Origin of the sequence: Rhodococcus sp. NPDC060086 (assembly GCF_042730275.1) — a bacterium.
Lineage (GTDB): Bacteria > Actinomycetota > Actinomycetes > Mycobacteriales > Mycobacteriaceae > Rhodococcus.
Genome location: NZ_JBHWWZ010000006.1, coordinates 115,647 through 140,224, shown reverse-complemented (window position 1 = coordinate 140,224; position 24,578 = coordinate 115,647). Strand labels below are relative to the sequence as shown.

At 63.9% G+C, this 24,578-nt stretch carries 11 protein-coding genes, 1 tRNA gene and 1 pseudogene; 9 read left to right on the top strand and 4 right to left on the bottom strand.

Going from position 1 to position 24,578, the window contains the following annotated elements:
• Positions 1 to 7: 7 nt before the first annotated feature.
• Positions 8 to 1,075, bottom strand: coding sequence for a 2Fe-2S iron-sulfur cluster-binding protein (locus ACFWB0_RS06270; RefSeq protein ID WP_378489572.1), 1,068 nt, complete (start codon positions 1,073 to 1,075; stop codon positions 8 to 10).
• Between the two features lie 241 nt (positions 1,076 to 1,316).
• Here ACFWB0_RS06270 and ACFWB0_RS06265 point away from each other — a divergent pair, with 241 nt between their 5' ends.
• Together ACFWB0_RS06265 and ACFWB0_RS06260 are read left to right on the top strand one after the other, a co-directional pair.
• Positions 1,317 to 1,979: a TetR/AcrR family transcriptional regulator gene (locus ACFWB0_RS06265; RefSeq protein WP_378489571.1), complete on the top strand. Its 663-nt coding sequence runs from the start codon at positions 1,317 to 1,319 to the stop codon at positions 1,977 to 1,979.
• 98 nt (positions 1,980 to 2,077) lie between these two features.
• A tRNA-Cys gene (locus ACFWB0_RS06260) sits at positions 2,078 to 2,149 on the top strand.
• 26 nt (positions 2,150 to 2,175) lie between these two features.
• Here the strand turns inward: ACFWB0_RS06260 and ACFWB0_RS06255 are convergent.
• Positions 2,176 to 3,885, bottom strand: coding sequence for an alpha/beta hydrolase (locus ACFWB0_RS06255; RefSeq protein ID WP_378489570.1), 1,710 nt, complete (start codon positions 3,883 to 3,885; stop codon positions 2,176 to 2,178).
• Positions 3,886 to 4,126: 241 nt separating this feature from the next.
• Between ACFWB0_RS06255 and ACFWB0_RS06250 the strand changes: the two genes are divergently transcribed.
• The 3 genes and pseudogenes from ACFWB0_RS06250 (at position 4,127) to ACFWB0_RS06240 (ending at position 12,101) form a co-directional block, all read left to right on the top strand.
• On the top strand, positions 4,127 to 8,833 hold the full coding sequence (locus tag ACFWB0_RS06250) for an AAA domain-containing protein (RefSeq protein ID WP_378489590.1): 4,707 nt from the start codon (positions 4,127 to 4,129) through the stop codon (positions 8,831 to 8,833).
• A gap of 776 nt (positions 8,834 to 9,609) precedes the next feature.
• Positions 9,610 to 11,616: pseudogene (locus ACFWB0_RS06245) on the top strand (AAA domain-containing protein); the annotation flags it as partial.
• A 65-nt stretch (positions 11,617 to 11,681) separates the two neighbouring features.
• Entirely contained in the window at positions 11,682 to 12,101 is a 420-nt protein-coding gene (locus ACFWB0_RS06240; RefSeq protein ID WP_378489569.1) for a cupin domain-containing protein, read from the top strand.
• Between the two features lie 12 nt (positions 12,102 to 12,113).
• Here ACFWB0_RS06240 and ACFWB0_RS06235 read toward each other — a convergent pair whose 3' ends face one another.
• Entirely contained in the window at positions 12,114 to 12,947 is an 834-nt protein-coding gene (locus ACFWB0_RS06235) for a helix-turn-helix domain-containing protein (RefSeq protein ID WP_378489568.1), read from the bottom strand.
• Between the two features lie 50 nt (positions 12,948 to 12,997).
• On the opposite strand from ACFWB0_RS06235, the gene ACFWB0_RS06230 reads away from it, so the two are divergent.
• Positions 12,998 to 13,708 (top strand): SGNH/GDSL hydrolase family protein, encoded by a 711-nt coding sequence (locus ACFWB0_RS06230; RefSeq protein WP_378489567.1) that lies wholly within the window; start codon positions 12,998 to 13,000, stop codon positions 13,706 to 13,708.
• A 583-nt stretch (positions 13,709 to 14,291) separates the two neighbouring features.
• Here ACFWB0_RS06230 and ACFWB0_RS06225 read toward each other — a convergent pair.
• Positions 14,292 to 15,239 (bottom strand): hypothetical protein, encoded by a 948-nt coding sequence (locus tag ACFWB0_RS06225; RefSeq protein WP_378489566.1) that lies wholly within the window; start codon positions 15,237 to 15,239, stop codon positions 14,292 to 14,294.
• A gap of 575 nt (positions 15,240 to 15,814) precedes the next feature.
• Here ACFWB0_RS06225 and ACFWB0_RS06220 point away from each other — a divergent pair.
• From ACFWB0_RS06220 to ACFWB0_RS06210, 3 genes are read left to right on the top strand one after another with little or no spacing between them, the layout of a single operon-like run.
• On the top strand, positions 15,815 to 21,442 hold the full coding sequence (locus ACFWB0_RS06220) for an AAA domain-containing protein (RefSeq protein WP_378489565.1): 5,628 nt from the start codon (positions 15,815 to 15,817) through the stop codon (positions 21,440 to 21,442).
• Positions 21,439 to 23,202, top strand: a complete 1,764-nt coding sequence (locus ACFWB0_RS06215; protein WP_378489564.1) for a DEAD/DEAH box helicase family protein — start codon at positions 21,439 to 21,441, stop codon at positions 23,200 to 23,202. Before ACFWB0_RS06220 ends, ACFWB0_RS06215 begins: the two co-directional genes overlap by 4 nt.
• The gene (locus ACFWB0_RS06210) at positions 23,202 to 24,398 is read left to right on the top strand and encodes a hypothetical protein (protein WP_378489563.1); all 1,197 of its coding nucleotides are present in this window, start codon (positions 23,202 to 23,204) and stop codon (positions 24,396 to 24,398) included. Before ACFWB0_RS06215 ends, ACFWB0_RS06210 begins: the two co-directional genes overlap by 1 nt.
• The last annotated feature ends 180 nt before the right edge of the window (positions 24,399 to 24,578 follow it).

Sequence of the window (24,578 nt, the reverse complement as noted above, 5' to 3'; positions counted from 1 at the left end):
TGCTCCTCTATTCGTAGACGACGTGGACGCGCGTGCTGGTTGCGACGGCCTGGCAGGTCAGCACCAGCCCCTCTGTCACCTCGTCTTCGGTCAATGCCTCGTTGTTGCGCATCGTGGCGGACCCCTCGACGACCTGGGCGATGCAGGTGCCGCAGGTGCCGGCCTCGCAGGTGGACGGTGGTCTCAGGCCCATGGCGCGTGCGGCTTGGAGGACCGTCGCATCGCCTCTGATCTCTCGGGTTTCGATGCGACGTCCGAGTTCGACGGTCATCGCCACCTGCCGAGGGCTGTCCGGCGCTGCGAAGGCGTCGTGTTCTGTTCGCGGAGTGAAGCGTTCGATGTGGATTCGGGACGCCGGGCAATCGGTGTTACGGAAGGTGTGCTCGACGAGATCCATGAACGCGGTGGGGCCGCAGATGTAGATCTCGGCGTCGTCGGCCCGGTTTCGAATGCGATGCACGTCGTGTGCGCCGATGATTCCGGATTCGTCGTCGCGGTGATGGGCCACGTTCAGCCGACTCGGGTGACGAGCAGCGAGATGGTCGAGCTCGGTGGCGAACAAAGCGGATTCGCGTGTTCGATGCGCGTCGAGGACGTGGATTCGCCGGTCTGTTGTTGCCAACGCGGTTTTGACGATCGAGATGATCGGCGTGATTCCGCTTCCACCGGCATAGGCGACGATGTCCCGACAGGAGTCGTCGAGGACGAAATCGCCGGCGGGCAGTGTCGCGTCCAGCTCGTCGCCGGGTCGTACCGTGTCGTTGATCCAGTTCGAGACCGCGCCACCGTGCACTCGCTTCACTGTGACGGTCATGCGGTGGTCGACCGCAGGTGACGACGACAGCGAGTAGGACCGGAGGTGGGTCTCGCCGTCGATTGTGAATCGGAAGGTCAGGAATTGTCCGGCACGGTAGCGGTACTGCGGCGCGATCTCACTCGATGGTTCCAGGGTGAACGATTTGGCATCGCGGGTTTCCTGCACCACATCGAGAACGCTCACGCGGTGGCCGGCGCGGGATGGGCGGCCTGCGCGCGACGCGGACACGTTCGAGGACGCGGTTGCGCGAACTGACACCGAAGTCTCCAATCTGCTTCTGGCCGTGCACCTTGAGTAAGTGACGCGGGGGAAATCTGCAGTGGAACCGTCGAGCTGAAGCTCTTAATCAGGTGATTAACTTAATCGGGTGATTAAGAGATATACCGGGGTAAGCGTGTTGCCGTCAAGGGAAGAGGGAAAGTTGTTTCAGAGCCCGAGCATCGGCGTGCCCTCACATGGCTACACTTGGCCCCGGCATTGCAGGTGAGGTGGAGGGCGAATGGTGAAGCCGGATCGTGGCGTCGGCGGGGACAACTCCACCACGCGACAGGCACTCCTTGACGCTGCGCAGCAGATCATGCTCGATGAGGGCTACGCTGCGGTCAGCACACGCCGAGTCGCCGGGATGGTCGGGGTGAACTCGGCGCTTGTCTCGTACTATTTCGGGACGATGGAAGGCCTGTTCATCGAGTTGTTCCGGCGCGGAGCCGAGCGAAGCTACGAACTGCAGGTGGAGGCCCTCGCCTCCGAGCAGCCACTGTGGGCTCTCTGGGAGGCCATCCACGACCAATCGTCGACGGCGCTGACGCTCGAATTCGTCGCGCTCGCGAACCATCGGAAGGCGATCCGCGACGAAATCTCGCGGTCGTCGCAACGGTTCCGTGAACTCCAGCTCGATGCGGTGTCGGCAACCCTCGAGAAGCACGGCGTCGACACCGACGAGTACCCACCGCTCGCGGTGATCGTCCTCATGTCCGGTGTCTCGCGATTCCTCCGAATGGAGGAGGCCTTCGACACCGACATGGGGCACGCGTCGACCATCGCGCTGGTCGAGCGATTCCTGACCAATCTCGAAGGTGAGCGACAAACCCCTGCGGCCGCGGGGGCGAAGAAGCGTGCAGCTGCTGGAAGAAAGCAGGCACGCGCGCGCCGCGGGGCGTAGGTAAACATTCGCGAGCTGACCCTCCACTAGGTCGACCCTGGATTCACGCCGATTTTAAATCGTGAACTCATCAGCTCGGCATGAAAGTTTATTCACATGCGGGTGTGGCCGAGGTGGCAAGGCAGCGGTCTGCAAAACCGTCTACGCGGGTTCGACTCCCGCCATCCGCTCTGAATGGAGGGCTACAGGATGAGCGTCACGATTCGTCGTGCAGGTTTGCGACGGCCTCGGCGACACGCTGTGTATCGGCGAACGTCCACCCCTCCGGTGCGGTGACGGCAGCCCACCCGTACGGAATGAGATCTTCGTAGTTGTGTCCGTGCCCGACCGGCGGTGATGTGCCGACCATGATGTCCGCGGCGACCTGCCAGAACGTGACGATCGGGTACCACCGCATCGAAGGTGCACGATCCTTGCCGGGCGCCTCGGCGAGCCATGCCGGTCGTTCGAACAACAGGCCTGGCCCCCACCAGACGACCGGATCGGATGCGTGCTGCAGATACAGCACCCGAGGGTCGATCCACGGACCTCGCTGCGACTCGAGGGACTGCAGATCGGAGGCGAACCGCACCTCGGTCCCGCCCTTGTAGACGGGCAGAACTTCAGGGGAGTCGGCATCACGATGGTCGACGATGCTGCGCCACAGCTGGTTCGAGTTCGGTGGGCCGACGAACAATGCGCCGTCGATGTCGTTGCGTAGGTCGGTGAGGTCGCTGAATGCGGCTTCGGCGGATTGCGAGCCGAGGCTTTCGCCGTAGACCACCAGTTTCGGTCGTTGGTCTTCGGGCAGCTGTAACCATCGTTCGTGGACGCCGTTGACCAACTCGTGCCCCGCCGCTTTCGCTGCGGACCCGTCGACGAGGAACGAGATCCAGCTCGGCAAGAACGAGTACTGAATGGCGGCGATCGCCGAGTTGCCGTTGTAAATCATTTCGATGGAATCGGCGGCGACCGGGTTGACCCACCCGGTGCCGGTGGTGCCGGACACCACGAGGATCTCGCGGTCCCATGCCTTGGTGCGGTCGAGTTCGTCGAGAACCAACTGCACCTGATCCTCAGTGGTGCCGTCCGCTTCGAGGCCGGCGTATACCCGTACGGGTTCGAGTGCGGGTGCGCCGTTGAGTTCGGTCAGCTCGTCGGCGCGCATACCGCCGTCGGTGAACGTGCGGCCTTGGCGGCCGAGACTGTCCCACGACGACGTCGACGCGGAACTGCCGGACCGCTCGGGTTCCTGAGGCTGAGTCACCCCGGGGTCGGTGCTGTTGTTGTCGTCGGAGAACACGATCCGCGCCGCGGTGGAACTGCTCGCGAGCAGAACCTCATCGACGAACACGATGGCCGCCACCACAAGGATCACCGGTGCGAGGACACCCGCTGCAGCAACCGGAACGCGCAGTCGCGTCGCCAGAAACCCCGCGAACCTGCGGCCCACCCAGTGCACACCGCGCGAGATGAACAGGATCGTGAGAAAGATCGCGACACTCACCAGACCGGTGCGCAGGTACGCGAAGCCCGTCGTCTCCTCGATACCCATGAGAGCGCGAACCTCGTTCTGCCAATCCGCTGCGACGAGCAGGCTCCCGACCAGTGTCAGCACCGCCGCAATGGCCACCAAGACCTGCGCGATGATCCGAGCAGTGTGGCGACGCCGCCACCATAAGAGATGCGGGGCGATCCACCGTCGGGCAGGGAAGGCGAGGAGGACACCGATGCCGTAGCCGATGATGCTGGTGATGCCGCTGACGAATCCTTGGAAGTACCACTCGCGTGCGATCAGCGAGGGGCTCAGGCTCCATGCGAAGAAGAACAGGGCGACGACAAGGCCGACGAAATCCAGGCCGAAGACCGCGAAGTATGGCGGGGTCGGTGTTTCTGTTGTGTCGTCGTGCGCCGTGTGGGTGCTCACGGGGGCGACACTATCCGGAGCGATACTTCGCGGAACTCAGAATCGTGCGGTTGTCACCTGACCGCTTCGAGTCGCCCGTCTCCTCGGACGCGGGCATGACCGAGTCGATGCACGATCGACGCGATTGTCGAGCTGGTTCGTCGACGTGAAGTGGGACCGGACATCGACATGTCGGTGGCGGTTCTTAGAGTGGACTTGCCCGCTCCGTCGACGGGCGGAAGAGGTGACGGCAGATGAGGGAGTGGGCGTGGAGTCGAGGGAGAACGATCCCGAGCTGAGGGATCGCGTGCAGCGTCTGCTCAGTTTCCTGTCCGAGCTGGTCAAAACCCGCAGCACGCCCGTCCGCGTCCTCGACAAACACCGTGCCGTGATGTCTCTCGCCGAGGGAAATCTCGATCTCGGCCTCAGTGCCGATGCCGCAGCCGGCGACGTCGTCCTTCGCGCACGGCGGGTTCAGCTCGAAGACCCACCGCAGCCTCCCGCCCTAGTCGCGAAGCATCTGCAGGGGTCGATCGGCGACTCCGCCGTCGAACCCACGCTCGGCCCGCAGGCCCCCGAGGGCGTCGACGGCTTCGAGACCTGGCTCGGTGAATGGCGGGCGTGGGCGGCAGCCGACCGCGAGCGACGCCCCGCAGCGCACCTCTACACGTTCCTGCAGCGCGCCATGCTCGACCTGGAGGCTCAACCGGAATCGCTCGAGTTCGTCCTCGCGTCGGGGCTGCTGCAGCTCTCCGAGGATGTGGCGGGCGAGAAGGTACGCACGCACCTGATCACACAGTCCACTCTCATCGAGCGCCACGGGGAGTCCGGCGATCTGCTGGTCCGGTTGAATCCCGACGCCGTCCCGTCGCTCGAAGATCTCCAACTCCTCACCGGGCTGGAGGTGTTCGACCCGTCCAGTACCCGCGCCCTGCACGAATCTCTCGTCACCCAGGTTGCGTCGCCCGTCGATCCCGCCGCGAGGGTGTTCCTCAAGGAGTGGGCCGATCGCGCCCTCACCGTGCGCGTCGACGTGGTCGACCACAAGGACGAAGCATCGTCACCGCACACATTCCTGACGCCGTCGCCGGCGTTGGTGCTCCGTAAACGCGGCGCCTACGCACTCGTCGAGTACTACAACCGCATGGTCGAGGCGGTCGCCGACGAGTCGAACCCGATACCGCTCGGCCTGGCGCAGCTCGTCGAAGCGATCGAACCGGCCGACCGTGTCGCGTGGCTCGACCGCACCGGTATGCCGTCGGCCCTGTTCGCCGACGATCCGCTGTTCCCGCTGCCCGCGAACGGGGAGCAGCGCGACATCATCGACCGGCTCACCGGCGACAGCGGCGTTGTGGTGGAAGGTCCGCCGGGTACCGGCAAGACCCACACCATCGCCAATCTCGTGGCCGCCCTGCTTGCGCGTGGCCAGCGCGTGCTGGTCACGAGTGAGAAGGCGCAGGCGCTGCGCGTCCTCCGCGACAAACTTCCGCCCGAACTACAGGAACTGTGCGTGTCGGTCACCGACGCGTCACGTGGAGGGTCGGAGGAACTCAATCGCAGTGTCAGCGAGATAGCCACCCGTAAAGCGCAATTCAACCACCGACGCGCAGCACAACGTATCGACGACATCGCAGCACAGCGTAGCGACGCACTGAATCGTCGAGCACTGCTGACCGAACAGATCCGGCAAGCCCGCGCGGAGGAGACGATCGTCCACTCCGAGGTCGTCGCCGGTTATGAGGGGACGGTCGCGTCGATCGTCCGCCAGGTCCGCGCACAAGAATCCCGATACGAGTGGCTGCCGGTGCCGCTCCTCACCGCCACGTCACCGCTGACCGCAGAAGAACTCGTCACCCTTCACTCGCTTCACCAGAAGACGAGTGTCGACCGCGCCCGACGCCGACACCAGACCTTCCCCGAGCTGTCTCTGCCCGCCCAGAGGGACGTGCAATACGCGTGTGATGCGATCGCGCAAGCACCGCCCGAGATGACGGGCACTGAGACTCAGGCCTTGCTGGGAATTCTCGAGGGTGCGCCACTCGAGACCCTCGCCCGCATCCGCGACCTCTGCGAACAATTGCAGGGCGCTCTGCACGACGCGGAGAGACTCGACCCGCGATTCCAACGCGTGGCCGACGACGTTCTCTCGGGGAAAGCGCACCACCTGTGGGGAAAGACTGCCGAGTTCGCCGGCCTCGTGCAGGCCGCGCAGGACGCCGACCGCGTCGTCGGTGCCAGCTCAGTCGAGACGCCGGTGACAGGGCCGACTGCGTTCGCAGCGTACGACGCACTGGCCCGCAAGCTGGACGCGGGGGAAACCTGGCGCAGTGGCTTCTCCCGGTTCCGGAGGAGCGACGAACAATCGTCGGTCGAGGCGCTCGGCGAACCCGCGACCGTCGACGGTGTCGCGGCCACCTCCGCCCACACAGTGCGCATCGTGGCCGAGCACCTCCGTGCCCTCGACGCAGTCCGGGTAGTGGGGATCGTCCTCCGCGATCTCGGCATCGACATCGCACTCGATGAATCGCGCAGCCGTGCCGTCGGCACCCTGGCTTCTATCAACAGGGACTGCGGCATCGTCGACGGTCTCATTACACGGGTGCGGGACGTCGAGGCGGCGCTGCGGGAGGTCAACCCGGGTGCACCCCGGATCGCGAACGTCGAGCAAGCGAGTGCGGTCGCAAAGTCGGCGCGGGTGATCGCCGCGACCGGCACCGCGGACGCAAGCAAGACCTGGCTCGAATCCATCGGCATGTACATACGAGGCGAGATCGCCGGGGGAGCTTCGCCCGAAGGTCGCGCGCTGGCACGGGCCTTCCACGACGCAGATTTCGACGGCATCAACGCAGCCTTGGACGCGTGGGATCGTGCGGTCGGCGAACAGCGTGACGAGCTGGAACTCGTATCCCTGCACGCACGATTGACGGAGGCTGCACCGGCGCTCGCGCTGGCCATCGCGGACTATCCGGGGAGCCCGGAATGGCCGGCCCGTCTCGCCCAGATCGAGAACGCGTGGGCGTGGCGTCGCGCAGATGAGTGGGTGCGGCGCTACCACGAGGGCCGTGAACACACACAGCTCGACCACGAGCTCGACGCCGTGGAAACCGACGTCGCGCGGCTCACCGCGCAGCTTGCTGCGGAGAAGGCGTGGAGCGCGTGTCTCGCCCGCGCGACCGCCGAGCAGGTCCAAGCCCTCCACTCCTACCGCGACCATGTCGCGAGTATCGGCAAGGGCACCGGCCGGTACGCGGAGCGTTATCGTGCTGCGGCCCGTGAGGCCATGCAGATCGCACAGGGTGCGGTGCCGGCGTGGGTGATGCCTCTGCAGCAGGTGTTGGCTTCGATTCCGCCGGAACAGAATTCGTTCGACGTCGTCATCGTCGACGAAGCAAGCCAGGCCGACATCAGCAGCCTGTTCCTGATGTGGCTGGCTCCGCGGGTGATCGTGGTGGGCGACGACAATCAGTGTGCACCGAGCGCGGTGTCTCTGGGTGCGCTGGACGGGGTCTTCAGTCGCCTCGACTCGTACCTGCCCGACATCCCGAAGTATCTGCGCGACAGCTTCACTCCGCGTTCGAGTATGTTCTCGTTGCTGCGGTCGAGGTTCGGCAGTGTCGTCCGGTTGCGGGAGCACTTCCGGTCGATGCCGGAGATCATCGAGTGGTCCAGCAGCCAGTTCTATGCTGATGCACCGCTGTTTCCGGTGCGGCAGTATGGGGCCGACAGGTTGCCGCCGCTGCGCACCACCTTCGTCGAGGGCGGTGCCGTCACGGGACAGAACTCGACGCTGACGAACCATGCCGAGGCCCATGCTCTCGTCGACACTCTCGTCGAGTGTCTCGGCGACGAGCGCTACGACGGGAAGACCTTCGGTGTGGTGGTTCTGCAGGGGCAGTCGCAGGTCGACGCCATCCAGAACGAACTCCTCGACAGGTTGACCCCGGAGCAGTGGGAAGAACGCAGGCTCCGCGTCGGCACCCCTCCGGATTTCCAGGGCGACGAACGACATGTGGTGTTTCTGTCGATGGTCGTCGCGCCCGAACAGAACATTGCGGCGATGACGAGGACCGAATACCAGCGCAGGTTCAACGTCGCAGCGTCACGAGCGCAGGACCAGCTGTGGTTGTTCCATTCGCGGACTGCCGACACGTTACGGCCGTCGGACCTGCGGCATTCCCTGCTCACATATATGCAGTCGACGTCCGTGATGCCCGCAGCACCTATGCCCGAGAGGGTGACGCGTTTCGAGCGACATGAGGCGTTCGGAAATCCCTTCGAGCAGCGCGTGTTCCTCGATATCGTTGCTCGCGGGTATCACGTGAACCCGCAGGTCGAGGTGAACGGTTACTTCATCGACCTGGTGGTGACGGGCGCGGCAGGCAAGCTGGCTGTGGCGTGCGACGGCGATCAATGGCACACCAGGCCCGAGCAACAGCGTGCAGATCTCGAACGGGAACGTGAACTGACGCGAAGCGGGTGGAAGTTCTGGCGGGTTCGCGAATCGGAGTACTACTTCGATCCGGTTGCGGCGATGGCGGGGCTGTGGGGTGAGCTGGAACGGCGTGGCATCGCACCCAGTGTTGCTGTGTCCGGTGCTGTTTCAGGGAATTATGTCGGATCTGCGATCGCCGAGCGTATTTCGGTGTTCCAGTTGCCGGTCGTCGAGAAGGCCGGGTCCGCTGAAGCGTCGGTGCCGTCGCGGCTCGCGGTTGCGATCGTGGAGGTGCTCGGAAACGAGTCGTATCCGGTGGTTGAGATCGCCGGCCGGTTAGGCATGGACTGGACGGTCGTGCTCCCTGCGCTGGAAGGGCTCGTCGCGGCAGGGATCGTCGCCGCGGTCGCTGAGGCGGGGGAGCGGACGGAGTATCGCGTCGCGGCTGTTGTGGAGCGGCCTGCCGATGATGTTGGCAGGGTGACGCCTGCGTCACGAGGTGCATCGGACGGTAGTGCAGCGGGCCACCATCGTTGAAGTCGCGATGCTGCTCGTCGGGCATGCATGTCAGTATTGGCCGTATGTACGTGACGGGCAGGCGAGCGCGGGACGCAGTGGAGCAATTGCGGCCCCGGTTCGTCCCCACTCGGGGATAGCGGGCCGGGGCGCATGAGCGAAAGGCTCTGCCTTGTCCCGTACCGATGCGCATGCTCCCCTGTGGGTTCGTCTCCACCGCGACGAGCTTGCTGTTGAACCGTGCCATGACCACCGTGGTGGCGTGTGCGATCTCCCTGACCATGCCCCGGCAGCGCCGCTTCACGCGACGAACTGTCATTGGGCGTTCCTGTACACGGGTATCGGAGTGTGCTCATGCTCCCTCTGCCACGGTGGTGAGTGGCATATCCGAAGTCTTCGTCGTGAGCGCCGGCGTGCGGCGCGCGCGGTCGAGGAGATGAGTCGCCGGTGGAATGCGGGCGATGCTGCTGCATTCGACGACCTTGCGGTCCCGCGTCGCAAGCAGGATTGGTGGGTGTAGCCGGATGGATCGCCGCAGTCTCACCTTCATGCCGGCCGCCCGGGAACAAGCCGACGCTTCGGATGGCCGACCTACGGCAGGTTCCACACCGTCGACCACACTGTCACGCGCGGCACGCATTTCGTCGCGGTTCCGATCTAGGGCCCTCCAACTGTTCGGTGTTCGGTCAATACCGAACGGCGGACACGCGGGTGACTGATTCGGATGGCGATGAGCGGACGGTTCCTCCGGTTCGTGAGACGACGTGGAACACGACGACGAGAGCAGCGACAACGCACAGCTCGATCGTGATCTCGAGGCTGCCGGGACCTCTATCGCGCGGCTGATCGCACAGCTAGCCGCCGAGAAGACGTGGAGCGCGTGTCTCGACCGCACCCGCCGAGCAGGTCCAAGCCCTCCACTCCTACCGCGACCACGTCGCGAGTATCGGCAAGGGCACCGGCCGGTACGCGGAGCGCTATCGTGCAGCGGCCCGAGGGTCATGCAGGCCGCGCAGGGTGCGGTGCCGGCGTGGGTGATGCCGCTGCAGCAGGTGTTGGCTTCGATTCCGCCGGAACAGAATTCGTTCGACGTCGTCATCGTCGACGAAGCAAGCCAGGCCGACATCAGCAGCCTGTTCCTGATGTGGCTGGCTCCGCGGGTGATCGTGGTGGGCGACGACAATCAGTGTGCACCGAGCGCGGTGTCTCTGGGTGCGCTGGACGGGGTCTTCAGTCGCCTCGACTCGTACCTGCCCGACATCCCGAAGTATCTGCGCGACAGCTTCACTCCGCGTTCGAGTATGTTCTCGTTGCTGCGGTCGAGGTTCGGCAGTGTCGTCCGGTTGCGGGAGCACTTCCGGTCGATGCCGGAGATCATCGAGTGGTCCAGCAGCCAGTTCTATGCTGATGCACCGCTGTTTCCGGTGCGGCAGTATGGGGCCGACAGGTTGCCGCCGCTGCGCACCACCTTCGTCGAGGGCGGTGCCGTCACGGGACAGAACTCGACGCTGACGAACCATGCCGAGGCCCATGCTCTCGTCGACACTCTCGTCGAGTGTCTCGGCGACGAGCGCTACGACGGGAAGACCTTCGGTGTGGTGGTTCTGCAGGGGCAGTCGCAGGTCGACGCCATCCAGAACGAACTCCTCGACAGGTTGACCCCGGAGCAGTGGGAAGAACGCAGGCTCCGCGTCGGCACCCCTCCGGATTTCCAGGGCGACGAACGACATGTGGTGTTTCTGTCGATGGTCGTCGCGCCCGAACAGAACATTGCGGCGATGACGAGGACCGAATACCAGCGGCGGTTCAACGTTGCGGCGTCGCGGGCGCAGGACCAGCTGTGGTTGTTCCATTCGCGGACGGCCGACACACTGCGGCCGTCGGACCTGCGTCATTCACTCCTCACCTACATGCAGTCGACGTCGCCGACACCTGCCGATCCGATGCCCGACGGCGCGACGCGCGACGAGCGGCACGGAGCGTTCGGCAGTCTCTTCGAACAGCAGGTGTTCCTCGATATCGTTGCTCGCGGGTATCACGTGAACCCACAGGTGGAGGTGAACGGTTACTTCATCGACCTGGTGGTGACGGGTGCGGCAGGCAAGCTGGCGGTCGCCTGCGACGGCGACCACTGGCACACCACTCCCGACCAGCAGCGAGCCGACCTCGAACGTGGGCGTGAACTGCAGCGGAGCGGGTGGAAATTCTGGCGGGTCCGCGAATCCGAGTACTACCTCGACCCGACCGCTGCGATGGCCGGGCTGTGGGGCGAGCTCGAGCGGCGGGGTATCACCCGCGACGCCGCGGATGCTGCAGTCGTGGTCGATGCGGGTTGGACGCCGGTCGAGTTGGTGGATGACGGCCCGCCGGCCGGCGACGTTGTCGACATTGCGGAGCCGCCGGTGGCGCAGCCGGTTGTTGCAGAGGTCGTTGAGGCTGTGCCCGTGGAGGTTCCGGAGCCGGACCTCGAATCTGCGATCACCGAGATGATTCCGGTGATCACGGTGCCGGTCGCAGAGCCTGCCGGGGCCGTCGATTCGTCTGCGACTGTGTCGGCGCCGGTGAGCCTCGAGGACATGATCGTGAATGCGCTCGGGAACGGGACATATCCGGTGGTGGAGCTCGCAGGCCGGCTCGACATGGACTGGAAGGATGTGCTCGCGGCGCTGGAAGAACTCGTCGTCGCGGGGGTGGTGGACGAGATCTCGGTGCTGGGGGAGCGGAGGCAGTATCGCGTGGCGGGTGTTGTCGATCCGTATGCCGATGATGTTCGAGAGCAGAGCGGAATGCCGAGGCTTCGTTAGGGACAGGTTGCGAAGGTCTCATTTCTTCAAGACCGCGCAGGGATCTTCTTGACAACCTGTTGTGCATGAACCTTCAGTTGACAGACTCCCGCGTTGCCATAGACCTGCAGTCCACCCCTTTGCACCTCGGTCTCGGATGTCGATCCCGACCGGTCGAGGGGTTCACGTTCGAACCTGCGACTCTCGATGCTTACGCGGCGGCGGTCGCCGACGACGGTAATGAAGGCCGACTCGTCGTCCTCATCGACGAGCAGGGCCGCGGGAACCACTGGGAGCGGCACCCGGCGGGTGAGGAGGTGATCGTGTGTGTCAGCGGCACGATCACCGTCATACGTGAGATCGGGGACGAGACCGAGCAGGTGATTCTCGGTCCGGGTGAGGCCACCGTCAACCCTGCCGGCGTATGGCATGCGGTCGACGCGGACGGCGACGCGCGGATCCTCACGATCACTCCAGGGCTCGGCACCGAGCACCGGGGTCGATGACCGTTGACGGCGCTAATGAACGAGCAACTCGCTGCCGCGCCAGGCGGTTGGGGTGAGGCCTGTGAAGTCGCGCCAGTCCCGGACGAGGTGGGCTTGATCGGCGAATCCGGTCGCTGCAGCGATTGTGGACCATGAGGGTGGGGTCCCTGCCGTGGCGAGGACATAGGCGTGCTCGAAACGCAGAACACGTGCAGCTTCTTTGGGTGTCAGGCCGATCTCGCCGTGGAACTTCCTGGTCAGGTGGCGTCGACTCCATCCGAGTTCGGCTGCCAACGATCCGATCTGAACTGTGCCGCGGGAGTTCAACAGCCGCCGCCATGCCTCGCGGACCTCAGGCTGAATGTCAGCACGCGCCGCCGGACTCATGTCGTGACCGCGGACGGCCGCCAGGAGGACGTCATCGAGGGCAGCGAACCGCTCACGCCACGAATGAGCTTCGCGGCTCCGCTCGCTGAGTTCACGACCGAGTCCGCCGAGGATCTGGCCGACGTCGACCACGTCGTTCGCGAGGGCGGCCGCGGGCATCCCGTAGACGGCTCGGGCTCCCATCGGAGTCAGCGACACCTTGACGCCGTGCTGACGGCCGTCGTGCCTGATCGCGACAGCTTTCGAAGTCAGGCCACCTACAACGGCATCGAACCGCCCGTCGCGAACCGTGCATCCCTCGACCGGAACGACTCGGATCGGCTCCGACAGGGAGACGATCAGCGTGAGGTGGCGCCCCGGTGCGCCCCGGTGAACGCCAGGTGGAAACCCGTGCTGCTCGAAACCGTCATACGACATGACATACCCGCGCAACGCCGGGGAGGGCTGCGCTGTCACCCGTGTCGCTGAACCCACAGTCACCCCATCAATCTACGCACGAGCGCCACGAGCGCTCACCGGAAGGACCAATCATGATCCGCCTGTCGGCAATTGGTGACAGCCTGACCCGAGCGCAGCTCAGCGCCGACTATCTCGCCCCGCTCTCCGCGCTGATGCCCGGACGTGTGAGCACGAGCCGATTGGCGGCCAACGGCGACTTCGCGTGGAATCTGCTGCAGCGGCTCGACGAGGTGGTGTCGACCCCGGCCGACCTGGTCACGGTCATGATCGGGACCAACGACGCAAGAGCGAGCCTGCCCGGATTCGCCCTCGATCGCTGGAAGAAGCGCAAGCAGCTGCCGACCGAGCCTTCGCCGGGCTGGTTCGAGGACTGTCTCGGCCGCGTGGTCGACAGGCTCCGGTCCGAGACCGATGCGGAGATCGGCCTGGCCTCCATTCCTGTACTCGGACAGGACCTGAAAGCATCGCCTGCAGAGGCGTCGGCGCGGTACAGCGCGATAATCGCCGACCTGGCCGCCAGCAACGGGGTCGTCTACCTACCCGTCCATGAGCGGCAGGTCGCGGAGCTCGCGGCCGAGCAGCCCGCCGCCGTCCCATACGAGGAGATGACCGTGCCAGGGTTCCTCGCCATGCTCGCTGAGCGTCGGATCCTAGGCCGCAGCCTCGACACGATCTCCGATCGGAGAGGACTCCTCCTCACCGTCGATCACGTCCACCAGAACAGCAAGGGCGCGGCCCTGATCGCCGAGACACTCGAAGCCGGGCTGCTGCGCAGGCATTGACCCTCAGCCGACTCCATGACGCCTCACAGTTGCCGAACACTTTCCGTGGATCTTCGTCGAGTCCGAGAGTCTCGAGCGCTTACCCAATGCCCGCGCAGCCAGGTTGCGACCCTGCCGGGATGCGGGCCTTCCACGACGCGGACTTCGACGGCATCAACGCGGCGTTGGATGCATGGGACCGTGTGCAGGCGAGCAGCTGAGGAGTTGGACCTCGTATCCCTGCACGCGCGATTGACCGATGCTGCACCGGCGCTCGTGCAGGCGATCGCAGAGGATCCGTCGAGACCGGAATGGCCGGCCCGCCTCGCCCGTATCGAGAGCGTATGGGCGTGGCGACGCGCAGATGAGTGGGTACGGCGCTACCACGAGCACCGCGACGACGGACAGTTCGAATGCGACCTCGACGCCATCGAAGTGGACCGTGGCGCGTTGTTCGTCGTTGCCGCCGATGGTGTGCATGTCGATGAGTCCGCGAGCATGGACAGTATCCCTTTTGTTTCATATGGCGGCACCCCACCACGCAGGTGTGGTGGGGTGCCGCCATATGAGGGTGTAAGCGCCGCGGTGCACGTCGCAGTTCGTACTATTTCGTGCGGACGGATGCACGCGTGGTGTGTTCGACACCGTTGGTGTCTTCCCAATTCACCACACATATCGCGGAGGGAGTAGATCCGAAGGTGACGAAGACAGGAAATCGTTCTTCGCCACGGGGAGCAAGGATCTCGATTGGATCATTCCTACCGGCCATGATGTCGAAGTCTTTGACTAGATTCCCCTCTGAATCTTGATACTCGAAACGAACGTTTCTGGCTGCGTACGGCAGGTCGCTTTGAAGTACCAGATACCAGTTCTTCTTGTTCTTCAGTCGACCCTTGGAATCAGTTTCCTGGTAGCTCTGCACCTCAATTCGAGGCCAGATGCCAGATGCCTCCGATTCCGGTAGTGGCGCTGTCAGATCACCTGCCTGACTGCCGGATTGAACGGACCTCTCAGGCTCGGGTTCAGAATCGTGCTTGTACTTCAGGGCCAGTCGCGGAAGCATGAGGGCGAGGACATCGCGCAGTCCTTCCAGTGAGTCATAGGAAGAAACGAAGGCCCTCTTGAAGATTTCCTCTTCCAGGTACTGCTCAAGACGCAGTTTCTCCTGCAGAGCTTCAGTGCCAGACAGTGCCTGACGGTTGCAGTTGTTCTTGAGCACTGCAACTTCCTTTCCTTGATCAAGTAGGCGCTTGATTTCTTCGTCGGTGCCGGACTGATGATCTGGAGTCGGAGTTCCCAATCGATCGGTGAATATGACCAGGCCGATATCTGAATCGTCGACGATCTGTTCGTTTAAAACGCTCTGGCCGTATTCTCCGAAGGCGGGAGAGCCGCCCACCTTCCAGTCTGTGGTCACAAAATTTATGCTGTACATCTTTCCGTAGGTGATGTTCCAAGCCTTGATTGACTTCTCGATTGCGGTGCGATGCTCAGGCGGGAGGTCGCTGGGACTGGAGACCAATATCTGAAGGACGAGCGCGCTGTACGACATTCAACCTCGTTGAAATCGGGGGACTGTGTCGTGCCCTACGTCGCGACGAAGGCGCTGCGCATTACAGATTGACAGCGCGTCCCTCGATGTCTCAAACCGGTTCGTGTGGCCGATCGACGCACCGACTTGATGGCACGCTGGACGATCCACACCAAGGGCGACCTCGAGCACGGCCCGCTGATCGACCACGTTGCGTCGGACCTCGAGTGCACCGCAGTGCGCACGTGGTCGGGTAGCGACGAAGTCGGGCGACTGAGTGATCATTCAGGAGTCGTGTGCTCAATGCGCACGGCAACCGTGGGTTGAGGGAGCGACGGCTGGACCGCCGGATCGCCGTGTAACGGAATCCACTGCATTCCAGGATGTACACACTGATGGTTGTTTGGGCAGGTCAGAGTCGAGGCGGGCGGTGTGGCGACTGAGCCGTCGAGGTCGTTCTGGCATGACCAGGTCCTTGTCGCAGGTAGACCTTATGGTGTGTATGTCCGTTCCGTACTCGTGGTGGAACGGATTTGTGCGGGACGAGCGGAGTAGTTGTGGATTCAAGGGAGAACGATCCTGAACTCAAGGATCGCGTGCAACGCCTGCTAACCTTCTTGTCCGAACTCGTCAAAGCCCGCAGTGCTCCAGTCCGCACCCTCGACAAACACCGTGCCGTGATGGCGCTCGACGAGGGGAACCTCGCCGTCGCGCTGAGTACCGATGCGTCTGCCGGCGACGTAGTGCTCCGCGCACGGCGTGTGCACCTCGAAGATCCGCCACGGCCGCCGGCCGACATCACCGAATGGATTCGCGGGTCGATCGGTGACTCATCGACCGAGCCCACGCTGGACGCCCAGGCTCCGCAACATGTCGACGGATTCGAGCGCTGGCTCGATCAGTGGCGAGGATGGGCGTCGGTGGACCGGGAACGTCGTCCGGTCTGGCAGCTCTACACGTTCCTCCAGCGCGCGATGCTCGATCTCGAGGCCCAACCCGAATCTCTCGAACTGGTGGTTGCGTCGGGGCTCCTGCAGGTGTCCGCCGACGTCGCGGGGGAACCGATCCGCACCCACCTCATCACTCAGTCGACGCTGGTGGAGCGGGACACTGCATCCGGTGACCTGCTAGTTCGGCTCAACCCCGAATCGGGACCTTCGCTCGACGACACCCAGCTGCTGACGGGGCTGTCGGTATTCGACTCGTCGGGCACTCGTACCCTGCACGAATCGCTCGCAGCTCGGGTGACCTCACCCGTCGATCCGGCCGCGAAAGTGTTCCTCAAGGACTGGTCCGACCGCGCGCTCACCGTACGCGTAGACATCGTCGATCGACCCGACGAAGCCCCCACAACGGATCGACTCCTCACACCGTCGCCGTCGTTGGTGCTCCGCAAACGTGGGGCGTATGCCTTGATCGAGTACTACGACCGCATGACCGAGGCGGCTGCCGATGACTCGACGCCTGTGCCGCTCGGTCTCGCGCAGCTGGTCGAGGCAATCGAGCCCGCCGACCGCGTCGCATGGCTCGACCGCACCCGTACCGCATCGTCTGCACTTCTGGCCGAAGACCCACTTTTTCCGCTGCCCGCAAACCAGGAGCAGCGCGACATCATCGATAGGCTGGCCGGCGACAGCGGCGTGGTGGTCGAGGGGCCACCCGGTACCGGCAAGACCCATACGATCGCGAATCTCGTGTCTGCGCTCCTCGCACGCGGTCAACGCGTGCTCGTGACGAGCGAGAAGGCGCAGGCGCTGCGTGTCCTTCGCGACAAGTTGCCACCTGAGCTCCAGGAGCTGTGCGTATCGGTGACCGACGCCGGGCGTGGAGGTTCGGCGGAACTTAATCGCAGTGTCAGTGAGATCGCTACCCGGAAAGCACAGTTCGATCCGCGACGGACCGCTCGGGGCATCGAGAACCTGACGACGCAGCGCAACGATGCTTTGAGTCGGCGTTCGACGTTGACGGAGAAGATCCGACAGAGTCGCGAAGCCGAAACATACGTCCACCCGGAGATTGCCCCGGGATACTCCGGAACGATCGCTTCGATCGTGCGCGCGGTCACGGCACAGGAAGCGAATCACCACTGGTTGGCAGGCCCGCTGCCAACCGCGCAGCCGCCGCTCACCGTCGAGGAGTTCCGGACCCTCGTCGCACTCACTGAGCGTTCCGGGACGGAGCGCGCCCGACGTCGAAGGCAGGCGTTCCCGGACCTTCAGCTCCCCGCACCAGGCGATCTTCAACGCGCATGCGAAGCCGTTCACGCTGGGCAGGCCCCGTCCGGCGGAGCGGCGTCGGGACTTCTCGCGATGCTCGAGGGTGCGGAACCCGAGAAGCTCGGTCGCATTCGTGAACTGTGCGAGGAACTCCAAGGTGCGCTCACAAATCTCGACCGCATGAACCCGATGTTCAGGCAGGTTGTCGACGGGGTGCTGTCGGGTCAGGTACACCACCTGTGGGGCAAGACGTCGCACATCCCCGACCTTGTGCGCACCGCGGTTGCCGCCGATCATTTTGTCGGCACCAGCGTGGTGCAGTCGCCTGCGGGTCGCGCCTCGTTCGAGGCGTACGACGCCCTCGCGCGGGCCATGGAGTCCGGTGAGACGTGGCGGAGCGGAATCAGCCGATTCCGCCGAAGCTCCGAGCAGTCTGCGGTGGAGGCGCTCGGTGAGCTCGCTACCGTCGATGGGGTCGCAGCGACGACCGCGCCCGCGGTGCGGAAGGTCGCCGAGCACCTCCGAGCGCTCGACGCCGTCTACTCCGTCGGGTTCATACTTCGGGATCTCGGCATCGAGATCCCCACCGACGGCCCGCGTAGCTACCTCGTCGGAACGCTCACGCAGGTCGACTCCGACCGTGGAGCTGTCGACAGTCTCGCTGCCCGTGCCCGCGACGTGGAGTTCGCGCTGCAGGAGATCAGTCCGGGTGCGCCGCGTATCGCGAGCGTCGAGCAGGCCCGCTCGGTCGCCTCGTCAGCACAGGCAATCGCTGCGGCGAGCTTCGCGGAGGCGAACAAGAGCTGGCTCGAAACGGTGGCTGCTCACGTCGACCAGTCGACGGCTTCGGGTTCATCCCCTGAGGCGCAGGCGCTGGCACAAGCCATCCGCATCGCAGATTTCGAGGGGGTGCGCTCGAGCCTCGATGCATGGGATGGCGCAGTCCGCGAACACCATGAAGAACTTCACCTCGAGTCTCTGCAGATTCGTCTCTCTGAGGCGGCGCCTGCACTCGGGCAGGCGATCGCGAAGAATCCATCCGATCCCGAGTGGTCGGCCCGCCTCGCCTACATCGACCAGGCCTGGGCATGGCGGCGTGCCCACAGCTGGGTGCAGGAATACCACGAGCGCAGTGACGATCGGCAGCTCGAACGCGATCTCGACGCCGCTGAGAAGGACATCGCGGGTCTGACTGCGCAGCTGGCGGCGGAACGGGCGTGGAGTGCATGCCTCGATCGCACCACCGCCACGCAGGTTCAGGCATTGCAGACGTACCGCGATCATGTGGCCAGCATCGGCAAAGGCACCGGCAAATACGCAGAGCGCTACCGTGCCGGAGCCCGCGACGCGATGCAGGTGGCTCAGGGTGCCGTGCCGGCATGGGTCATGCCGCTGCAACAGGTGTTGGCATCCATTCCCGCTGAACAGAACTCGTTCGACGTTGTTATCGTCGACGAGGCGAGTCAAGCCGATATCAGTAGCCTGTTCCTGCTGTGGTTGGCGCCGCGTGTGATCGTGGTCGGCGACGATAAGCAGTGTGCACCGAGCGACGTGGCATCGGGGGCGCTCGACGGGGTGTTCAGCCGCCTCGACTCTTACCTGTCGGACATTCCGAAGTATCTGCGCGACAGCTTCACTCCGCGATCCAGCGTGTTCTCGTTGTTGCGGTCGAGGTTCGGGAGTGTCATCCGGCTGCGCGAGCATTTCCGTTGTATGCCGGAGATCATCAACTGGTCCAGTGGTCAGTTCTATTCGGACGCGCCGCTGGTTCCGGTGCGTCAGTTCGGCGCCGACCGTCTGCCACCGCTGCGGACGACCTTCGTCGAAGGGGGCGTGGTAACCGGACGGAACGCGTCGCTCGCGAACCGCGTCGAAGCTCGCGCGATAGCAGACACGCTGGCACGGTGCCTCACCGACAAGGCATACGACGGCAAGACCTTCGGGGTGGTCGTGCTGCAGGGGCAGTCGCAGGTCGACGTCATTCAGAATGAATTGCTCGACAGGCTCACACCCGATCAGTGGGAGGATCGTCGGCTCCGCGTCGGTACACCACCCGACTTCCAGGGCGATGAACGGCACGTCGTGTTCGTATCGATGGTCGTCGCGCCCGAGCAGCACATCGCGGCCATGACGAAGACGGACTATCAGAGACGGTTCAACGTGGCGGCGTCGCGGGCGCAAGACCAGATGTGGCTGTTCCATTCACGCACGGTCGACTCGTTGCGTGCCACGGACCTGCGGCATTCGCTGCTCACGTACATGCAGTCGACGTCGCCTGCCCCGGCCGAGCCGATACCGGAAGACGTCACGCGCGACGAACGGCACGAAGCGTTCGACAGCCTATTCGAGCAGCGAGTGTTCTTGGATATCGTCGCTCGCGGCTATCACGTCAACTCGCAGGTCGAAGCCAATGGCCGACGCATCGATCTCGTTGTGACCGGTGCAGCGGGAAAGCTAGCCGTCGAGTGCGACGGCGATCATTGGCATACCAGCCCCGAACAGCAGCGCGCCGATCTCGAACGAGAACGCGAACTGCAGCGGTGTGGGTGGAAGTTCTGGCGCATCCGGGAATCGGAATACTACCTCGATCATGTCGGATCGCTGGCAGGCCTGTGGGTCGAGCTCGAGCGGCGGGGTATCACGCCTCATGTCGTGGGTGTCGCGGACATTGCCGCCTCACCCGAGGAAGACTGGGCGCCTGTCGAGCTGTTTGATGACGACTCACCGGCAGACGACATTGTGGTTCCGACCGCAACTCAGCAGTTTGACGCACGGTCAGCCGAGCCCGAGCTGGCACTCGCATTCGCGCCCGACATTGCCGTTGTGCCCGAGCCCGCGCCCGAATCATTTCCTGCGGTATCGGATATGGAACCAGTTGTTGCACTAGATAATCCGAGCCTGTTCGCTGTCGCGATCGTAGATGTCCTCGCGGCCGGACCAATGCCGGTCAGCAAGCTCGCTGCGCGGTTAGGTGAAGACTGGAAGATCGTCCAGGCTGCGCTTGACCAACTCGTGGGTGCCGGGCGGGTCAGCGAAGAGTCGGCCTTCGGGAAGCTGACCCAATACCATCTTGTAGACGCGCTGTCCGAGTCTGCTGTTCCTGAACCAGGGCGTCCAGGGCAGACCACACCAGAGCAGACCACAGCAGCCCCGGAACCGATCGAACCCGATGCGGAAAAGGCAAGTTCCGAAAGCGGACCAAGCGCGCTCGAGGCTTCGATCTTGGAAGTGCTCGCTGTCGAACCACTACCCGTGACCAAGCTCGCGACGCGGCTAGGTGAGGAGTGGAGAGTCGTCCAGTCAGAACTGGATCGGCTGCTCTCCGAGTCCAGAGTCGAAGAGGTCACCGCGTTCGGGAAGTTGACGGAGTACCACCTCGCCGGCGAATCGTGCGATACCGCGGTAGTCGAGCCCCCACCGGTCGAGGTAATCACACCGGCAGAACCGGACTCGGCGCCGGTGGCGCCTGAGCCTGTGACGCAGGTACAAACCCCGGTGGTGAGTGGATGGGAGACGATGCCTGTCTCCGCGCTCGATGTGCTGCCACCGAGCCTCGCCTCCCAGATCGTCGACCACTTGTCGTTCGGACCGGTGTCGCTCGCCGACCTCGAGTTCCGGTTGAGCGAGCCGCGAGGGCGCATCGAAGCAGTCGTCGAAGAGATGATCGCGCAGCGACGGGTGGTATGGCTGCCCGACCGCGGACCTCGAGTGTATGGCCTTGCGGAGCAAGTACCTACAGAAAGCAGTGAAGGGAAGCCATCACCGCCGCCCCTATCGATTCCCAGAGGTGCCACAGTCGCTGATCTTCCCCCTGCACACCATAACTCGCTTATCGAGGTTCTCGTCACAGCAGCTGGAATCGCAGACCTTTCGGTGGAGCGTGCGAGGAGGTTGACTCGGCTCGATGACGAGGGCGTTCTGCGGGTAATTACAGACTTGGAGTCACAGGGTCGACTCGTGCGCCGGACCGGCGGCTCAGCTCTCACGTGGGGACGGGCAGACCGATGACGGCAGTCTCCCTTGCCGGACCGCCGCTGCGCGCCTGGCAACGCGAAGCATTCGATGCGTGGACGAAAGCGGATCGCAGTGCAGTCGTAGAGGCCGTGACCGGCACCGGAAAGACGACGCTCGGTATTGCCGCGGTCGCCGACGGTATTACCCGCGGCAGGGACGTACTGGTGGTTGTGCCAGGTATCGAATTGCTCGAGCAGTGGCACGGCGCCATCCGCCGCACGCTCCCTGACATTCCGGTCGGCCGTCGTGGTGGCGGTCATGCGGACAGCTTTGACGGCAAGCGCATTCTTGTGAGTACTGTGCATTCCGCGATCAGTACATCGGCTCCGCAGCCATCTACGCCGGCACTACTTGTGGCGGACGAGGTCCACCGGTACGGCGCTCTGACGTTCTCGCAACTGCTTTCCGACACGTTTCAGGAAAGAATCGGCCTCACCGCAACGTTCGAGAGATCCGACGACGGCGTCGAACGATTCTTGCTCCCCTACTTCCGCACCCTCATCGAGGGTTGCAGCTATGAACGTGGCCACGCGGACGGCATCCTTGCGCCAGTGAGCGTCATGCTCGTCGCGGTGCCGTTCGATGCGACCGAAGCGGCCGAGTACCAGGAATATGACGAGCTGGCCCGCAAACTCCGCGGCGATCTGATCGACAAGTTCGGTTGTACAGGAGAACCATTCGGTGAGTTTATGCGTGACGTCCAGTTGCTCGGTGGGGGAGAAGGTGCGGTTCCCTCGACGTGGGTAGCGCGGAAGTACTTGTACGCGTTCTCGAAACGCCGATCATTGCTCGCCGAATGCCGCGGAAAGCGTGAGGCCTTGCGTGGACTGGGTTCGGTGCTCAAGGAAGCCGGTCGCGCACTTGCATTTTCCGAGACACGCGAGTCTTCACGTGCGTCCGCGGAGGTGCTGCTGGAGGAAGGCGTGCTGGCAGCTCCGTTCACCAGCGATCTGAGCCGACCCGACCGCGCACGACTGCTGACCGAGTTCAGGAACGGTACGCTGACAGCCTTGGTGGCGCCGAAGGTGCTCGATGAAGGTGTCGATGTTCCCGAGGCCGATGTCGGGATCATTTTGGCGAGCAGTAAGAGCCGTCGGCAGATGATCCAGCGGATGGGGCGCATCATCCGTCCGAAGTCCGACGGGCGACCGGCCTCGTTCCTTGTGATGTACGCGGAGAACAGTTCGGAAGATCCGCGCAATGGCGCGCACGGCACGTTTCTCGAGCAGCTCACTGGTATTGCATCCCAGGTGGTCACAGTGTCCGCCGAGGAAGCTCCTGCGCTGTTGAGCGAATGGATGAGTTCGGTGCCGCAAGCACCGGAGTACGAAACGGACACGACTCCGGCTTCCGAGAGCACTGTGTCGGTTACACCTTCGGCCAGGGTCGAGGACGTGGCGGCGATCGCGCATCGATTGGTCGACGATGATGTTCCCGAAGAAGTGATAGATGCGCGAGTCGAGAACGCGGAGATTTCACAGGTTCTGCTGACAGTGGGGGTCAAGGGTACTGTGGATGACTTCGACATGGCGCTGGCGTGCCTGTCGATTCTCGAGCCTCGACAGATATCCGTCCTGATCATGCGATACGGACTCGGGGGAGAACCGCCGAAACGACAGGCCGAGATCGGCGCACGGATCGGTGTTTCGTCGAGTCAGGTGAGCCGCATCGAGCGAACTGCGATCGAGCATCTGGGAGATACAGTTGCGGGTCAACTGCTGTCGGATGTGATGGCACGATTGGAGAGCGTGTAGTGGCGCAGTGGTTCGAAGGGCTCGACGGTCAGGTCGTTCTCGACGACGACTACGTGTGGATATTGCGCGAAGGAGTTTGCGCCGAGCTCACACATGATGTGGCGATGCCGCCTGTACGAGCTCTTCGCGGGGCTGTGACCGGGACGGACTTTCGGCGTGCGACCATCATCGACCTCGGCATGATGAGGATCAGGGTTTCCGAGAGCCCGGACGCTGGTCGGCCGGTGTCGGGTTCGGATACGGTCCGGTTCTCGTTGATCAGCAATGACCGGTTCTCGACCCTCGATCTCCTACTGGCTGTGAGTGCCGAGGATGCCACCGAACCGGTGACGAATGGTGACCAACTCTGCTCTGCCCTCGACGGTTTCGGAGGTATCGCCACGCAAGCTGAACTCGCCGATGTGCTCGGCGAAAGCCCTGACGTGATGCATCCCGTCGAAGGCGTGATGTGGAACTCGGTCGGATCCTTGTGGGTTGCTGCGGGCGGAACCGTTGATGTTGATACAGAGAGGCTGCTTCAGCGGATCCTTGCGCTCAAGGACCTGCTTCGCCGTCTGCCGGCGAACTCGGGGATCAAGACGTTGCAGGCCGCAGTGGAGATGACGCCGCTGAACCACCTGGGTGCGCAGCGCATTGGTGGTTTGTGGGAGGCGGTGATGTCGGAGGCTCTACCCGGACGCGTCGATTCGGTGCCGGTCCAACCGCGACAGGCTCCTGCACGTGCAACACCTGTGCGACGCACGCCGTCGCCTAACCGGACGGCTCGCCCGCGTACCCGCGTGTGGACGAAGTGGGACGACGCGGACAGTCGCGTCCTCCCTGTGGACGAAGCCGCGCACATCTCCGAACCGGAGTCTTCATCGCAGGTTCGGGCTGAACTACCCGACACCACGACTGCGCCGGCTTCCGAAGTTCACCCCGCGCGCCGACGGAGCGCTTTCAGCGGAGGGAAGATCCGCATCTACCTCGATTGTGACGGGCATCGAGTGAAGGCCGTGTTCGATCCTGAAACTGGGGAAACGGAGATCACCGTCGCTCCGGTTCGAGCTCTGCTCGGCTCGGTCCACTCCGACCCGGACGCTGCAGCGGAGGCCGTGACGACTGTGTTCCGGCTCGGTGACGACGGCCCGTTCGATGGTTGGCAGTTGTGGAAGGTCGACGACAGCTCAGGAAGGTCGCTTGCGGAAACGACGTAAGGAGGCAGGGGCTGATCCAGGTGAGCGGGCCGTCGCTTGATCGGGCATTCACTCGGAATCGACAAGGACTTTGCTCGTGATTGACTCGTGCTTTGGGGAAACCTGTAACGCCCACGACCTCTGGCTGTATCAATAGATCGTGAAGGGTGACATCTCGGCCGCGAGCAGCGGTTTTGGCGA

Excerpts from the sequence above, each read along its gene's own strand:
- ACFWB0_RS06230 (WP_378489567.1), top strand. The coding sequence starts at position 12,998 with ATGATCCGCCTGTCGGCAATTGGTGACAGCCTGACCCGAGCGCAGCTC.
- ACFWB0_RS06215 (WP_378489564.1), top strand. The coding sequence starts at position 21,439 with ATGACGGCAGTCTCCCTTGCCGGACCGCCGCTGCGCGCCTGGCAACGC.
- ACFWB0_RS06225 (WP_378489566.1), bottom strand. The coding sequence starts at position 15,239 with ATGTCGTACAGCGCGCTCGTCCTTCAGATATTGGTCTCCAGTCCCAGC.
- ACFWB0_RS06265 (WP_378489571.1), top strand. The coding sequence starts at position 1,317 with ATGGTGAAGCCGGATCGTGGCGTCGGCGGGGACAACTCCACCACGCGA.
- ACFWB0_RS06240 (WP_378489569.1), top strand. The coding sequence starts at position 11,682 with ATGAACCTTCAGTTGACAGACTCCCGCGTTGCCATAGACCTGCAGTCC.